The following is a 15,076-nucleotide window of genomic DNA, read 5'->3' as shown; positions in this document are numbered from 1 at the left end:
GATTTAGTATTTAAATCAACAAACTAGGGACTTGTTGCAAGTGATCATCTTGCCATATTTGGCGCATTTTTTGTTGATCGATATTGCCTCCAGATAACATCACTAATACCTTTTGCTCGCTAGTCTGTGATTTAAGCCACTCAACCACCCCACCCATACTCATAGCACAAGTAGGCTCAACATGTATCTTAAGCAAGTGTTGCAACCACTGAGTCCAATAGGCAATGTGTGTTTCATCCACTTCATAAAATCCATCTAATGCTTTAAGGTAAGGAAAGGTTTTTTCACCCACCTGTAACGTTGCAGCGCCATCAGCCAAAGTATTAGGCTGCTGTGGTAACGATTGAATGACGCCAGTACGCAGCGACTCTGCAGCATCGTTTGCGACCAAAGGTTCAACGCCAATAACGCTTGCCTTAGGAAGCAAAGCTCTAGTGATTATTAACGAACCCGACACCAATCCACCACCGCCAACTGGTGCAAACACACTGTTAACTTCACCGGTTTGCCCAATGGCCTCGAGTGTAGCGGTACCTTGGCCGGCTATTATATCGTTATGATTGAAGGGTGGCATCCATAATATCCCTGATTGACTCGCGGCCTCGGCGACCTTTTCATCCGCCTCTTTACGAGTCGCACTTAAATCAAGTGTCGCGCCGTAATATTTGGTTGCCGCTGCTTTTACTTTAGATAGGTTATGTGCACTATAAATAGTGGCTTTAACACCTAATATTTTAGCAGCATAAGCCACGGCTTGTGCATGATTACCCGAACTACTTGCCACCACATGATTGCCAAGTCGCCCTTCCTCTTTGGCTTTTAACATCATATTCAGTGCGCCACGTAATTTAAAAGCCCCTGTCTTCTGAAAACACTCGGCTTTAAAAAACAACTTGTGGCCTAACCAGCTATTCAATAACTGTGATTCAAGCACTGGCGTTTTATTGATAAAAGGGCGAATACGTTTTTCGGCAGTTCGCACATCGGCAAAGGTTACACTAGACATGAATTTATCATCACCTTCATTAGGGCATCAAAAGAATTAAGATGGTAGCCTGTAGTTGCTATTTTCGCATCAACAATTATGCTGTTCTCTCACTAACACTAAATACTTGAAAGAATAGAAATGGGATTGCTTGATGCATTACTCGGCAACGCATCTGAAATTGATATCACTGAAGTGGCAGAAGAATTGGCCCCAATTATCGGAGAAACTGAAAGTATACAGGAGGTTTTTAAGGTTGTACGAGATATGTATGTATTCACTAACAAACGTCTTATCCTAATTGATAAACAAGGTATGACTGGCCGTAAGGTTTATTATCACTCTATTCCCTACCGTGCCATTACCCAATTTAAAATCGAAACGGCCGGACACTTTGATCTAGACGCAGAACTCAAAATCTGGATATCTGGGCAAGACGACCCAATCGAAAAAGAATTAAAGAAAGATACTGTGGTAGGTATTCAGAAAACATTACCGACGCATATGTTTGCTTAGAAGCATTAGCGAGTAAATAGACACTAGCTATAAACAAAAGATTAAAGCTTCTGACCACAGAGACCACCGAGAAAAGAAAATTGCGGTTTCACTGAAACACTCAATTCTGATCAATAACCCAAAATTAAACCTGACGGGCGGGAATGAGTAAATTGCACACATAGGGGATATTCGGTTTATGATTGAGCTATAGCTCTAAGGCGGACATTAACGCCGCGTTAGCGGACGAACGTTGTTTATTGGCGCATTCGTTAAACGACTTGTATGTTTGATTTATCCCAGATGTTTTACCTTGTAAATAAGGTGAATACCAGAGAGTGAAGTTATTAAACCACAAAAGGCCAAAAAACAATCACCTGTCTGAAGCCCTACGATTAAACCAAAAACTCCAATAATAAAAATAAATATCTGACCAAACATTCTAAATCTCCATACTTAACTTGGTTATTCTAAGTAAATAATCATCATGCCTATTTAAGCGTAAAATATAGCTGAATAAATTTTGAACAGAGTGTAAATAGTCAACTGTATTTTTTCTCTTTGAAGTTATTGTTATAAGTTTATTACGCTGTTCTTTGTTCAGTTAAACTCAAGCGTTTATGAGATCTAAAAATATGCTGCTTTGTATTATCAAATACTAAATAAGCATCTATCACTTCAGTAAAAATGCCACAGGAAATATTTATAAAATACAAAAGTCACCTAGGTAGCAGATAAAAGTGCAACTTTTCCATTTGGAGGTAGGCTCTTATCAAAATCTAGAAATTCACCATATACATAAAGCTTGGCCCCATAAAGTCATGAATTATTAACTTTAATTTTATGAACTTTGATCTTCCCCTAACTCTGTAGACACTTTTCACTTAGAAACCTAAGTAAAAAGTGTTATGAATAAAAAATATCCCGATGAATTTAAACAAGAAGCCGTTCGCCAAGTGGTTGAAAAAGGCTATTCCGTACCCGATGTTTACAAGCGTATAGGTATATCCGATAAGTCAATCTATTACTGGGTGAATAAGGCGTAAGTAACTGCTAGTCAATCCGCAGAGCAAGAAGAAATCCACAAGCTTAAAGCTGAGCTTAGGTGCGTCACAGAAGTGCGTAACATCCTAAAGGAGGCCACCGTGTACTTTGCAATCGAGTCAAAGAAAAGTACACGTTCATAAAATCACGACTCCATGTTTATCGTGTTAACACCATGTGCAAAGTGCTACATGTTCACCGCAGCGGTTTTTACGCCTGGTTGAAAGAGCCTCAATCTAATACAAAAAAGACAATGTACGATTGCATGAACAGATTAAAGTCAGTTATGTACAAAGTGGCGTGTGTATGGCTGTCCACGCATCACACATGAGCTGCGCCGTTCGGGTGAAACATGCGGTGAAAATCGTGTGACTAAGTTGATGAAGTAAGCCAAACTCAGAGCTAATATTGGTTATAAACGGCGCTACTTTAAGTCTTCTACGCCCCATATTGCAGCAGATAACCACTTACAGCAGCAATTTGTGGTGTGCGAGCTGATACGGCTTGGGTTGGAGATATTACTTGCATCAAAACCTATGAGGGCTGGTTATATCTGGCTATCGTATTGGACTTGTTCTCGCGCTGGTTGGTCAATGCACCCGACTATGACATCAGATATTGTGATTAAAGCACTACTGATGGCAGTATGACGGCGACCCAAAGCAACACAGGTGATTGTTCATAGTGGTTAAGGAGGCCAATATGCAAGCGGTGATTATCGAGATTTCCTGAAAGCGCATAATCTTATCCCGAGTATGAGCAGACGAGGACATTGTCTAGATAACTCTGTGGCAGAAAGCTTTTTTCACTCTATTAAGACTGAACGTGTAAAGCGAAAAGTGTACGCAACCCGAAGTGAAGCCAAAGCAGATTTGTTTGATTACATAGAAGTGTTTTACAATCGAACTCGACTGCATAGCCATCTTGGACATGTGTCTCCAGATGAATAAGAAATCATGTATTCACAGGCAAGCTAAGTGTCTATAAATTGGGGGAAGATTAGACAGTGAGTTCGACCTCGACACACCACGTTATCGTGATGGCTCTTTTGAGCCTAAATTGGTCAAAAAGAATCAGTCTCGATTTACGTCCATGGATGAAAAAATCCTTTGGCTATATGCGCAAGGCATGAGCACACGTGAAATCGTACAAGCCTTTGATGAATAGTTCGGGGCAGACATCTCACCCACGCTTATATCAAGAGTGACGAACGCCGTCATCGACAAAGTCGTTGAATGGCAATCACGACCGCTCGACCCCATTTATCCGATTATTTATCTCGATTGTCTTGTGGTGAAAATTCGCCAAAATAAGCGTGTTATCAATAAATCCATCTTCCTTGCGCTTGGTATTAATATCGAAGGCCACAAAGAGCTAATGGGCATGTGGGTAGCCGAGAACGAAGGCGCTAAGTCCTGGTTGAGTGTGCTGACGGAGCTGCAACATCGGGGTGTAGAAGACATCCTAATTGCCTGCGTAGATGGCCTCAAAGGCTTTCCTGACGCGATTAATGCAGTGTTTCCACAAACCAATGTGCAACCGTGTATCGTGCACATGGTGCGTAACTCACTTAAATACGTTTTTTGGAAAGACTACAGGCTGTGACGACTGATTTAAAGAGTGTGTATCGTTCAAGTACAGAGGAAGAAGCCTTACTTGAACTGGAGCGTTTTAGCGACACCTGGGACGAGCAATATCCGCAGATTAGTAAGTCATGGCGAACACACTGGCAGAACTTAAATACTATCTTTAATTATCCTGCGGACATCCGAAAAGCGATATATACGACCAACGCCATTGAGTCTCTCAACAGCGTTATCTGCAAGGCACTTAAGAAACGAAAGATATTTCCAAGCGACGATCCAGCTAAGAAAATGGTGTACTTAGCCATCACCGAAGCATCAAAAAAATGGTCTATGCCAATTCATAACTGGCGGCAGGCGATGGTTCGCTTTATTATCGAGTTCGGGGACCGCCTCGAGAAACATCTTAAATAATGGCAGTTACACAGAATCTGTTACAGACTCTTGAACACATTATTCTGCAAGCAAAAACTCGCCAGCTACAACACTTAAGTTTAGAAACTGGCTCACAAGCCTTTATCAAACCTATGGTTTTACGTTTTGTAAACCCTTTGCAGACTATAAATATGACCCTAATAGTAAATTTATGACATTGGTATTAGGGAGTACTGACTAACTTTGGTAAAATAATGAGTATATTAAGGTTGTATAAGTTGCGCAGCAGATGAATTTCAAAGGTAATCATATCCTCTCGGTCAATCAATTTAACCGCGACGCGATTGAGAGTGTATTTAATGTCGCTCATCAAATGTTGCCCTACGCGAAGCGGCAAAAACGAACAACCGTATTAGATGGCGCTATTTTAGGTAACTTATTCTTTGAACCGAGTACCCGTACCAGAGTCAGTTTTGGCACTGCATTTAATTTGTTAGGCGGTGAAGTAAGGGAAACCACAGGACTAAGTAACTCAGCCTTAGCTAAGGGAGAGTCTTTATATGACACCGCACGAGTTTTAAGTGGTTACTCCGACATCATAGCAATGCGTCATCCCGATTCTGGCTCTGTAGCAGAATTTGCAGAAGGTAGTCGCATACCTGTTATTAACGGTGGCGATGGTGCTAATGAGCACCCTACTCAAGCATTACTGGATTTGTATACTATCCAAAAAGAATTGCTCAGTCATGGAACCAGTATTGATGGTATGCACATCGCTATGATTGGTGATTTTAAAATACGGAAGAACCGTGCATTCATTATCTAAGTTATTATGTCTATTTAACAATGTTCGATTTACTTTAATATCACCTAAAGAGTTAGCCATGCCGGCTTCAATAATAGATGCTATCGAAAACGCAGGTCACCAATGCAAGATTACGGATCAGTTTGAAGGCATCGTAGATGCCGATATTTGTTACCAAACTCGTATTCAAGAAGAACGTTTTCCATCTCAGGAAGAAGCCAATCTATACAGAGGCAAGTTTCGTTTGAATCAACACATTTACACCAAACATTTTCAGTCGAAGACGGTTATCATGCACCCCTTACCCCGTGATTCTCGAGCAGAAGCGAATGAACTGGATAACGATTTAAATCTTAACCCTAATCTCGCTATTTTCCGCCAAACTGATAATGGTGTATTAGTCCGCATGGCATTGTTTGCCATGACTCTAGGTGTAGAAAATATTGTCACCCAGTTTGATCGAGAAGTGCTTTGGCACGTAAATAGTTAATAGCAATTATCAGTACATAAATTCACTTAATTAAAGAAGTCTTATTATGCAAAAATCAAAAAGCCTTTTCGCTCGTGCCAAAAAACATATTCCCGGCGGCGTTAATTCACCAGTTAGAGCCTTTAAGGCAGTGGGCGGTACCCCACCTTTTATCAGCAAGGCTGATGGTCCCTATATTTTTGACGTAGACGGCAAACGTTATATCGATTATGTGCAATCTTGGGGACCTATGGTGTTAGGCCATAACCATCCTGTTATTCGTCAAGCCGTGATTGATGCTGCAGCCAATGGTTTAAGTTTTGGCGCACCGACCGAAGCAGAGGTGCTCATGGCTGAAAAGGTCAATGAGTTAGTTCCGTCGATGGAAGTACTTCGGATGGTGAACTCAGGCACAGAAGCGACAATGAGCGCTATTCGTTTAGCGCGCGGGTTTACAAGTCGCGATAAAATTCTAAAATTTGAAGGTTGTTACCATGGCCATGCTGATGCATTACTGGTAAAAGCCGGCTCAGGTGCATTAACCTTTGGAGTACCTAGTTCACCGGGTATCCCGGCTGATTATGCTAAACATACCCTCACTGCAGATTTTAACAATCTCGACTCTGTAACTCGAGCATTTGAGCAATATCCTGACGATATCGCCTGTATCATTGTTGAGCCAGTAGCTGGAAATATGAACTGTATTCCCCCTGTTGATGGTTTTTTGCAGGGACTGAGAGATATTTGTGACCAATACGGTGCTTTACTTATTTTTGATGAAGTCATGACTGGCTTTCGTGTAGCAAGAGGTGGTGCTCAAGAAAAATACAATATCAAACCCGATCTTACTTGTTTAGGCAAAGTAATCGGCGGTGGTATGCCAGTAGGCGCATTTGGTGGAAAAACCGAAATCATGAGGCATATCTCTCCAGATGGACCGGTATATCAAGCAGGTACATTATCGGGTAACCCCGTCGCAATGGCTGCTGGTTTAGCTTCTTTAGGCGAAATTGAGAAAGAGGGCTTATACGAGCAACTAACCAAAACAACTCAGACCTTAGCAGAAGGAATTAAGAAAATAGCCAACAAGCATGGTATTCCAATGTCAGTTAACTATGCAGGCAGTATGTTTGGGCTGTTTTTTACTGACGCAGAACGCGTCATTAATTATCAACAAGCCACTAGTTGCAACATCGAACAATTTAATCACTTTTATCATGGTATGTTAGAAAACGGCGTGTACTTTGCTCCTGCTTCATACGAAGGTGGTTTTGTATCCGCAGCACATACCGACGAAATTGTGCAACAAACATTAACTATTGCCGATAAAGTATTGGCTAATGTTGCAGCCCGTTGCAGTTAAGCAATGAGCAATTGATAATGATTTATAAACATATTATAAATCATTATCAAGTTACAAAGAGATAAAATACACCTAATGCTTGAGCAAGTATTACAACCATTACCGCTGTTTTTATTAGTGATTATTGCGCTCTACACAATAGTGTTAGTAGTGCTTCTTAGAAAAACAGCGCGTTTAACGGTCAGTGCTTCCACCAGCATCGAAAATGCCCAACAATGTGCGTATCAGTCACAAAGCGAAGAGGTACTTAAGCAATATAAAGACAAAGCCGACGAGGCGATGCGTTTAAACCAAACCTTTCGTAAGTTTGTACCTAAACAGTTTGTTGATCACTTTGCCAAACATGGCTCAGAGACTCTAGAACTAGGCCGAGCTGACGAAGATGAATTGGCGATTTTATTTTCAGACATTCGAGGCTTTACTAGCTTATCTGAACAAATGACCCCACAAGAACTAATGAATTTTCTAAATTCATACTTTTTACGTATGAACGAACCAATTCATAAAAACAATGGATTCATCGACAAATTTATCGGTGACGCTGTCATGGCGCTATTTGATAGACCAACTGGCACCAATACTGACAAAGCTCAAGACGCTATCCGTGCTGCACTCGATTTGCGTCATGCCATTAATCTATACAATCAACATCGCTCAAATTGTAATTATCCGCCAGTAAATATTGGCATTGGCATTCATTTTGGCCCAGTGATTATCGGCACTGTAGGCTCAGACGACCGCATGGACACTACAGTAATAGGTGACAGTGTTAACATCGCATTTAGACTCGAAGCCCTTGCCCCAAAATACAATACCGACATCGTCATCAGTGCACAGACTCTTGAGCAAGCAGATGCTAAAGGTTTGTTTGAATACCGCTTACTGGATTGGATAAGAGTCAAAGGCAGAAAATCACCAATAGAAGTGTATGAAATTATCGATCACCAAGACCCAAAGGTGAAACAATTAAAATTAGCCAACGCTGAATTAATTAAACAAGGCCTGGGTTATAGAAAACAACAACAATGGCAGGATGCTATGGCCCATTTCCAACAGGCCCTTATGATTAACCCTGAAGACACCCTCGCCATCCATCACTTAGACCAATGCGCCAAACTACAAAATACTGAACTCGCTGCAGATTGGGATGGTTCGATATTGTTGTAAGAGATTCACTACAACAAAAGCTAATCCACATTAATATTAACCTATGACCACATATCAGTCCAACGGCCTAACTTTTGGACATTACTCAATTTTTTTGGTGAAACGGTAACGGTATCCTGCAAATGATCATATTGTTCTAAAAGCCTTGAATTTAAGCTACCGACACATATTTTTTGTAAATATAACAAACACCCACAACGTTATGACAATTTAGGCACAGCAGAAAAGTAGCTTGCTCAGAGCCTTGTTTTTCATGGCGCAAGGCCCTTGTAAATATAAAGTGATCTGACTTTGCGGATCAGATAAATATTTAATGCCTCGCTGCATACAATAATCGCAGTCACAGCGTCTTGATTTATAATTGCTTATCTTTTGTGGACTGGGGAACTGAATAGCCACTTCACCACAGCTACATTTACCGGAGTAGTGGTTCATAACGCTGAGTACAAATTAGTCTTTAGCTTGTTGTTTTAAGAAGGTTATAGATGGCGCGAAAAAAGCACCACCGGTTTCGGCTTTAGTGTAGTCAAGTAACTTGTCGTAATTCCCTTCTTCATCAATCACAACCCTAGCTTTAAGTAGCTTAGTAAAAGGTTGCGGGCTATTTGCACAAGATACACAATATAAGCCCTGAGTGGACATGTCTCCATATGGCATATTCTGTGTGAGCATTGTGCTGTTTTTTCCAGCTTGGCTGGCAAGTTGAACCCGGGCAGTATGGGAATCTGCGGCTAAATTTGCATTATCAAATTTAGCATTGTCGGCTTTCTTTCGGCCTATAATCTGCTCCTGCTTAGGGATAGGTAATAGTTGCCACTTGTGCATATTGTGCTGATAACGTTGAATATGCACATAGCTTGAGCCAGCAAAATCAGGGTCTTCATCACCCACGATAGCGACAGAAAATTTCTGCATGCCTCTGGGATTCTCAGCACCGTCAACAAAACCAGTTAAGTCTCTACCATCTAAATACCTAAATCCTCTTACTTCCTCATATAAATCTACATGAGGCTTTAACAATTGGATAATCTCAACCCCAATAGCATGGCAAATATCAATACGGTCGGCCTTAATCAGAATAAATAAGTCACCGGGAGAATTAGGGGCATTGCGGTCCTCGCAATGTATATCTGGAAAGGGAGCGAGCTCTCTGGGGATAATATCGGGATACAGCTCATACCAATAATTAGTGCCTATGGCGAGCACACCAGACACCATAGCTTCGTAATACTCATCATCGAAATAAGACAATAACTCTAAAATCCGCACTAATTTCACGCGCATAGCTTGAGGGTCATCGTCAACCACGGTAAAAGTCAAAAATAAGCCGTGTAAATTAGGTTCGGCGCAGATACCTTTTTGGGCCTGAGTCATAGTGCTAAAGCCTTAAATTCTGCAATGCAGCAATGCGTTGCTCTAATGGTGGATGGCTCGAAAAAATGGCCTGAACCTTACCTGCATTAATGGCAAATGCTGCCATTTCATCTGGTAACTTAGGCGCACCTTTAAAACTCTGCAAACGTTGAAGTGCGGCTAACATGTTATGATTGCCTGCTAATTTAGCGCCACCGGCGTCCGCTTTAAATTCTCGGTATCGTGAAAACCACATAACAATCACAGTGGCAAATAATCCAAGTAGGATCTCAGCTATAAAAGACACAATCCAAAATGCGGGTCCATGGCCACGCTCCACTTTAAATACAACACGGTCAACAATATGGCCAATGATACGTGATAAAAACACCACAAACGTATTCACCACACCTTGAATAAGGGTCATGGTGACCATGTCACCATTTGCCACATGACTGACTTCGTGGGCAAGCACCGCTTCAACTTCGTTTTTGGGCATCGCATCCAAAAGCCCGGTACTCACCGCAACTAGTGCATTATTTTTATTCCAACCGGTGGCAAAAGCATTGGGCGATGAATGAGAAAAAATGCCCACTTCTGGCATCCAAATACCTGCTGTTTTAGCCATTTTTTGCACGGTCTCAACTAACCAGCGTTCGGTCTGATTTTCAGCATCTACAATGATATGTACTTCCATACTGCGCTTAGCCAAAAACTTGGATAAAAACAAAGAGATAAACGCGCCACTGAAACCTATCACTGCAGCATACATCAGCAAAGCGTTAAGGTTTAGGTCCACACCGTTATCAGCCAATAACCCTTGGATCCCGAACAGACTAAATGTTAATCCTAATAACGCCATAACGGCGATATTTGTACCCAAGAACAATAATATTCTCATTATTTAATTTTCCATGTAGTAGAGATTTAAACCACATTTTCAATTGACAGTTACACTAACCGCAATCAGATTGTAACGCATTCACCGTCATTAAAAGCTAATAACCCGCCGCTTGCCCATCTTTTCGACTTTCAGATGCACCGTAATATACTCCTGTTTTTGGATCACGCATAATAGCTTGATAACCACCATATGAACCGACTACATCACGGAGTATATGGCCCTTCTTAGTCAGCTCTCTCCTTACCTTAAGATCGAATCCTGACTCTAAGCTGACATAACCACCGTCTATCATTAGCTCACCCGTAGGTTGGCTAGAGCCAGAATGTAAGATTCGAGGTGCATCTCCTGCTTCTTGTAAATTCATCCCAAAATCTATCAAATTCACCACAATCTGTGCATGCATTTGTGGTTGCGTACCACCACCCATTACACCGAAACTAACCCAAGGTTGGCCATTACGCGTGATAAAGGCAGGAATAATAGTATGAAAAGGGCGTTTATTTGGCGCAAACACATTAAAGTGTCCTTCTTTTAAACTAAACAACTCGCCTCTGTCTTGCAGAATAAAACCTAAATCAGCGGGGGTCATACCCGATCCCATGCCACGGTAGTTGCTTTGAATCAGTGATACCATATTGCCGTCTTTATCTGCCGTAGTGAGGTAAATGGTGTCTCCCCTATTTAACCCCGCATCAACTCGTTTGGCGACTTTATCATTATCAATTAACTTGCGGCGCTGTTGGGCATATTCTTTAGAGATTAACCAATCGACAGGAATGTCATTAAAAGCAGGGTCCGCGTAATACTTCGCACGGTCTTCAAAGGCCAGTTTTTTTGCTTCAACAAAAGTATGAATATATTGCTCAGAGCCAAATCCCATGCCCTCAACATCAAACTGTTCCAACACATTCAAAATTTGCAGGGCGGCGATACCTTGGCCATTTGGCGGTAATTCCCACACATCAAAGCCCTTATAGTTAGTTGACACTGGCTCGACCCACTCAGAGGTATGACTGGCTAAATCTTCATAACTTAAGAAGCCGCCCTGCCCTTTCATGTAAGCCGCAATTGAGCGCGCAATATCTCCTTTATAAAAGACATCTCGTCCGCCAGTAGCGATTTTTTCATAGGTGACAGCCAAACCTTTATTTTTAAATATCTGACCTTTAACTGGCGCTTTTCCGTTAGGCATATAGGTTTCTTTAAACCCCTCAAATCCCTGCAACTTAGGCACACTGCGTTGCATGTAATAAGCCACCAACTCACTAACAGGGAAACCCTTTTTTGCATATTCGATACTCGGCGAAAGAATGCTGGTCATGGGTAAGCTGCCAAACTTAGTATGCAGTTCGAACCAACCATCTACCACACCGGGAACAGATACGGGCAAAGGCCCATGGGAAGGAATACTGTCTAGCCCTTGTAACTTAAAATGCTCTAAGGTGAGCGACTTTGGTGAGCGCCCCGATGCATTGAGTCCATATAGTTTCTGGGTTTTTGCATCCCAAACAATAGCGAACAAATCACCACCTATTCCGCTGCCAGTTGGCTCAACTAGTCCTAGCATGGCATTGGCTGCAATAGCAGCATCTATGGCATTACCGCCCTGTCTAAGGATTTCCAAACCTACCTGAGTGGCTAATGGCTGACTGGTAGCCACCATAGCGTTTTGGGCAATCACTTCAGAACGAGAGGCAAAAGGTTCGCCCGTTATTCGGTCATAAGCAAAACTTTGAGAGCTACCTAACATCAGGGTTAACAGACTCATTAATATAGATATTTTCATTGGCCACGAATTTAAGGTTAATAATGTAATTAGGATACTCTGATTTTGTAGTTCAATGCACTGAGTAAAACTGTTGGAACTTGATTATTCAATGAGATTGCACAAAGAAACGAGTTGTGAAGTGTTAGCCGCATACAAAAATACATACGACAATGACCCTTTTTATATTTGGCATTCCTAATTTAGTCTTTAGAAGGCAAAAAAGACTCATAATATTTATAAGATAGTGCCCCTCAACAATATAATTGTAACCTCGGAAAAGTGACTCAAAACACGTTATTCCAAAATAAAAAAGCCCCGCGAATGCGGGGCTAATAAATATCTAGTCGATAAGTTAAATTAACGTGATTTTTACAGCTAACTTATCTTTTATTCGCCTCTTAACCTTAACAAATAATGATTAATTGCGTGAAACAGTGAAGTCTGGGTAAGCTTCTAAGCCACACTCACTCATATCTACGCCTTCGAACTCTTCTTCCTCGGTGACACGGATACCTATCACAGCTTTCAATATTGCCCAGACTATAAAGCTAATACCAAATACCCAAACAAATATAGTGGCGGCACCTAACAACTGACCACTGAAAGTAGCCGCTTCAGGGTTTGTGAAAGGTACTAATAACAGACCTAACAAACCAACTACGCCATGAACGGAGATAGCACCTACTGGATCATCAATTTTCAATTTATCAAAAGCAAGGATACTAAACACAACTAAAATACCACCCAAAGCACCGAATAACGTAGCTTGGATAGGACTAGGTGTAGAAGGCTCAGCTGTAATAGCAACTAAGCCTGCCAAAGCGCCATTTAAGGCCATGGTTAGGTCAGCTTTCTTAAACAAAATACGTGCTAAAATGAGAGCAGAAACTAAACCACCAGCTGCGGCAGCATTAGTATTTAAGAATACCACTGCAACAGCGTTAGCGCTTTCAACACTGGCTAGTGCTAGCACTGAACCACCATTAAAACCAAACCAACCCATCCATAAGATAAAGGTACCTAAGGTTGCCATAGGTAAGTTAGCACCAGGGATAGCATTTACTTTACCATCTGCTGAATATTTGCCCTTACGTGAGCCTAGCAACAATACGCCAGCAAGAGCTGCAGAAGCACCGGCCATGTGCACAATACCCGAACCCGCAAAATCAGAGAAACCCATATCGCCTAAGGTATACAAACCGAACACCGAATCGCCACCCCACGTCCAAGACCCTGACATAGGATAAATAAAGCCAGTTAGAACCACTGTAAAGGCTAAAAATGCCCAAAGCTTCATACGCTCTGCAACTGCACCAGATACGATAGACATAGCAGTAGCCACAAATACCACTTGGAAAAAGAAATCAGAAGCAGGTGCGTAAGTAGCTGCATCTGCAGTTACACCCGTTGCACCATCAGCTAAAATTCCTTCCAAAAATGGAGTAGCAGTGCTTATTCCTCCATCACCACCGTACATAATCCAATAACCACAGACCATGTACATGATGCAAGCAATTGAATAAAGCGCGACATTTTTAGTTAATATTTCTGTCGTATTTTTTGCTCTAACTAAACCGGCTTCTAGCATTGTAAAGCCAGCTGCCATCCACATAACTAACGCACCACACATCAAAAAATAAAAGGTATCTAGGGCGTAGCCCAACTCAAATGTTATTTCCACGTTACTCTCCTCAAAATCTAAATGGCTTCGCCATCTGTTTCACCAGTACGAATACGAACGGCATGCTCTAAGTCATACACGAATACTTTACCGTCACCGATCTTTCCGGTTTTAGCTGCGCCAACAATGGCTTCAACTAGACGCTCCACATGTTCGTCTTGAACGGCTACTTCAAGTTTCACTTTTGGTAAAAAGTCTACTTGATATTCCGCGCCACGATATAATTCAGTGTGACCTTTTTGACGTCCAAAGCCTTTCACTTCGGTAACCGTCAAACCGTCTATGCCAATTTCAGAGATGGCTTCTCGCACATCATCAAGCTTGAAAGGCTTGACGATCGCAGTAACTAATTTCATGGTGTAGCTCCCAGTTTATTGTTATGTTTTGCAAGTATTCAATAAAACTACAACAAAACCTATGCCATGTTTTTTTATCAACAAAATCATATAGTTAATGCGTCAAGGAGACTGTTAACCACATTTCTTTGCGCTTTATTGGTGCATTAGGTCAAAATAGGATCAACTTGGTGCGCAAATTCAAAACATACCTTTTCAGCAACACATAATCTCGGTTTGAAGCAAATCTATCAATGCGAAAAACTAAGTTCTGGTTTATCCTTGTGCAATTAACACGGTGGATAATAAGAAAATGCAGTACGACATTTCTATTACTGAAAACATTACTTGCATTACGATAGAGGGTAATCTTACCGCCTTAGATTTGATATTTATGCTTCAAAGTAAAGACTACAATGATGTAATTAATCAATATAAAAAAATCCTGTTCGACTACACCAATATTTCTGGCGTAGCACTGACCCGAGAAGATGTCATAGCTATCGCTATGCTAGGGAAGATGGGTATGGAAAATCTAGGCAAAATAACCATTGTAACTGCCGTAAATGAAAACGAACGTAATGTGATGGAAAAAGTCACTCAAAGTATCTTTTTTGATAGCGAGTCAGACGTATTGGTTACTGACTCTAAAAGTAGCGCCATGAAAATATTGTTTTCAAATTAACCATGGGCTGTTGTTGATGCTGGATATAGGCAGCATTAGCATTTTGAACTAATTTCATACCGAG

At 41.3% G+C, this 15,076-nt stretch carries 13 protein-coding genes and 3 pseudogenes; 10 read left to right on the top strand and 6 right to left on the bottom strand.

Features of this window, described 5'->3' with window-relative positions:
* Positions 1 to 10: 10 nt before the first annotated feature.
* On the bottom strand, positions 11 to 1,006 hold the full coding sequence (locus C427_RS01825; protein ID WP_007635073.1) for a serine/threonine dehydratase: 996 nt from the start codon (positions 1,004 to 1,006) through the stop codon (positions 11 to 13).
* 120 nt (positions 1,007 to 1,126) lie between these two features.
* Here C427_RS01825 and C427_RS01820 point away from each other — a divergent pair, with 120 nt between their 5' ends.
* From C427_RS01820 to C427_RS01795, 9 genes and pseudogenes are all read left to right on the top strand, one after another.
* Positions 1,127 to 1,501 carry a PH domain-containing protein gene (locus C427_RS01820; RefSeq protein ID WP_007635071.1) on the top strand — a complete coding sequence of 125 codons (375 nt, stop codon included), beginning with the start codon at positions 1,127 to 1,129 and terminating at the stop codon, positions 1,499 to 1,501.
* Between the two features lie 887 nt (positions 1,502 to 2,388).
* Positions 2,389 to 2,526 carry a transposase gene (locus C427_RS28670; RefSeq protein WP_007635065.1) on the top strand — a complete coding sequence of 46 codons (138 nt, stop codon included), beginning with the start codon at positions 2,389 to 2,391 and terminating at the stop codon, positions 2,524 to 2,526.
* A gap of 294 nt (positions 2,527 to 2,820) precedes the next feature.
* Positions 2,821 to 2,913, top strand: a pseudogene (locus C427_RS28665) (IS3 family transposase); the annotation flags it as partial.
* Between the two features lie 98 nt (positions 2,914 to 3,011).
* Positions 3,012 to 3,152, top strand: coding sequence for a DDE-type integrase/transposase/recombinase (locus C427_RS28660; protein ID WP_007635062.1), 141 nt, complete (start codon positions 3,012 to 3,014; stop codon positions 3,150 to 3,152).
* 127 nt (positions 3,153 to 3,279) lie between these two features.
* Positions 3,280 to 3,474 carry an IS3 family transposase gene (locus C427_RS28655; protein ID WP_407636109.1) on the top strand — a complete coding sequence of 65 codons (195 nt, stop codon included), beginning with the start codon at positions 3,280 to 3,282 and terminating at the stop codon, positions 3,472 to 3,474.
* A 67-nt stretch (positions 3,475 to 3,541) separates the two neighbouring features.
* Positions 3,542 to 4,521: pseudogene (locus C427_RS01810) on the top strand (IS256 family transposase); the annotation flags it as partial.
* Between the two features lie 250 nt (positions 4,522 to 4,771).
* Positions 4,772 to 5,777, top strand: a pseudogene (locus tag C427_RS01805) (aspartate carbamoyltransferase).
* 46 nt (positions 5,778 to 5,823) lie between these two features.
* The gene (gene hemL / locus C427_RS01800; protein ID WP_007642896.1) at positions 5,824 to 7,119 is read left to right on the top strand and encodes a glutamate-1-semialdehyde 2,1-aminomutase; all 1,296 of its coding nucleotides are present in this window, start codon (positions 5,824 to 5,826) and stop codon (positions 7,117 to 7,119) included.
* Between the two features lie 75 nt (positions 7,120 to 7,194).
* Positions 7,195 to 8,286 carry an adenylate/guanylate cyclase domain-containing protein gene (locus C427_RS01795; protein WP_007642890.1) on the top strand — a complete coding sequence of 364 codons (1,092 nt, stop codon included), beginning with the start codon at positions 7,195 to 7,197 and terminating at the stop codon, positions 8,284 to 8,286.
* 450 nt (positions 8,287 to 8,736) lie between these two features.
* Here C427_RS01795 and C427_RS01790 read toward each other — a convergent pair whose 3' ends face one another.
* From C427_RS01790 to C427_RS01770, 5 genes are all read right to left on the bottom strand, one after another.
* A complete protein-coding gene (locus C427_RS01790) occupies positions 8,737 to 9,660 on the bottom strand; it encodes a Dyp-type peroxidase (protein ID WP_007642887.1) in 924 nt (307 codons plus the stop codon).
* Between the two features lie 4 nt (positions 9,661 to 9,664).
* Positions 9,665 to 10,543, bottom strand: coding sequence for a protease HtpX (gene htpX, locus C427_RS01785; protein ID WP_034900276.1), 879 nt, complete (start codon positions 10,541 to 10,543; stop codon positions 9,665 to 9,667).
* A gap of 94 nt (positions 10,544 to 10,637) precedes the next feature.
* On the bottom strand, positions 10,638 to 12,329 hold the full coding sequence (gene ggt / locus C427_RS01780) for a gamma-glutamyltransferase (RefSeq protein WP_015430314.1): 1,692 nt from the start codon (positions 12,327 to 12,329) through the stop codon (positions 10,638 to 10,640).
* 400 nt (positions 12,330 to 12,729) lie between these two features.
* A complete protein-coding gene (locus tag C427_RS01775) occupies positions 12,730 to 13,992 on the bottom strand; it encodes an ammonium transporter (RefSeq protein WP_007642883.1) in 1,263 nt (420 codons plus the stop codon).
* A 17-nt stretch (positions 13,993 to 14,009) separates the two neighbouring features.
* On the bottom strand, positions 14,010 to 14,348 hold the full coding sequence (locus C427_RS01770; RefSeq protein WP_007642882.1) for a P-II family nitrogen regulator: 339 nt from the start codon (positions 14,346 to 14,348) through the stop codon (positions 14,010 to 14,012).
* A 292-nt stretch (positions 14,349 to 14,640) separates the two neighbouring features.
* On the opposite strand from C427_RS01770, the gene C427_RS01765 reads away from it, so the two are divergent.
* Positions 14,641 to 15,012, top strand: a complete 372-nt coding sequence (locus C427_RS01765; RefSeq protein ID WP_007642881.1) for a hypothetical protein — start codon at positions 14,641 to 14,643, stop codon at positions 15,010 to 15,012.
* The last annotated feature ends 64 nt before the right edge of the window (positions 15,013 to 15,076 follow it).

It is taken from the genome of Paraglaciecola psychrophila 170 (assembly GCF_000347635.1).
GTDB lineage: Bacteria > Pseudomonadota > Gammaproteobacteria > Enterobacterales > Alteromonadaceae > Paraglaciecola > Paraglaciecola psychrophila.
Note: the sequence above shows the minus strand (reverse complement) of the source record. Positions and strands in the feature narration are given on the sequence as shown.

Bases quoted from the DNA above. Each gene is read 5' to 3' on its own strand.
- C427_RS01820 (WP_007635071.1), top strand. From the start codon at position 1,127: ATGGGATTGCTTGATGCATTACTCGGCAACGCATCTGAAATTGATATC.
- C427_RS01765 (WP_007642881.1), top strand. From the start codon at position 14,641: ATGCAGTACGACATTTCTATTACTGAAAACATTACTTGCATTACGATA.
- ggt (WP_015430314.1), bottom strand. From the start codon at position 12,329: ATGAAAATATCTATATTAATGAGTCTGTTAACCCTGATGTTAGGTAGC.
- C427_RS28655 (WP_407636109.1), top strand. From the start codon at position 3,280: ATGAGCAGACGAGGACATTGTCTAGATAACTCTGTGGCAGAAAGCTTT.
- C427_RS01825 (WP_007635073.1), bottom strand. From the start codon at position 1,006: ATGTCTAGTGTAACCTTTGCCGATGTGCGAACTGCCGAAAAACGTATT.
- C427_RS28670 (WP_007635065.1), top strand. From the start codon at position 2,389: ATGAATAAAAAATATCCCGATGAATTTAAACAAGAAGCCGTTCGCCAA.
- C427_RS01795 (WP_007642890.1), top strand. From the start codon at position 7,195: ATGCTTGAGCAAGTATTACAACCATTACCGCTGTTTTTATTAGTGATT.
- C427_RS01790 (WP_007642887.1), bottom strand. From the start codon at position 9,660: ATGACTCAGGCCCAAAAAGGTATCTGCGCCGAACCTAATTTACACGGC.
- C427_RS01770 (WP_007642882.1), bottom strand. From the start codon at position 14,348: ATGAAATTAGTTACTGCGATCGTCAAGCCTTTCAAGCTTGATGATGTG.
- hemL (WP_007642896.1), top strand. From the start codon at position 5,824: ATGCAAAAATCAAAAAGCCTTTTCGCTCGTGCCAAAAAACATATTCCC.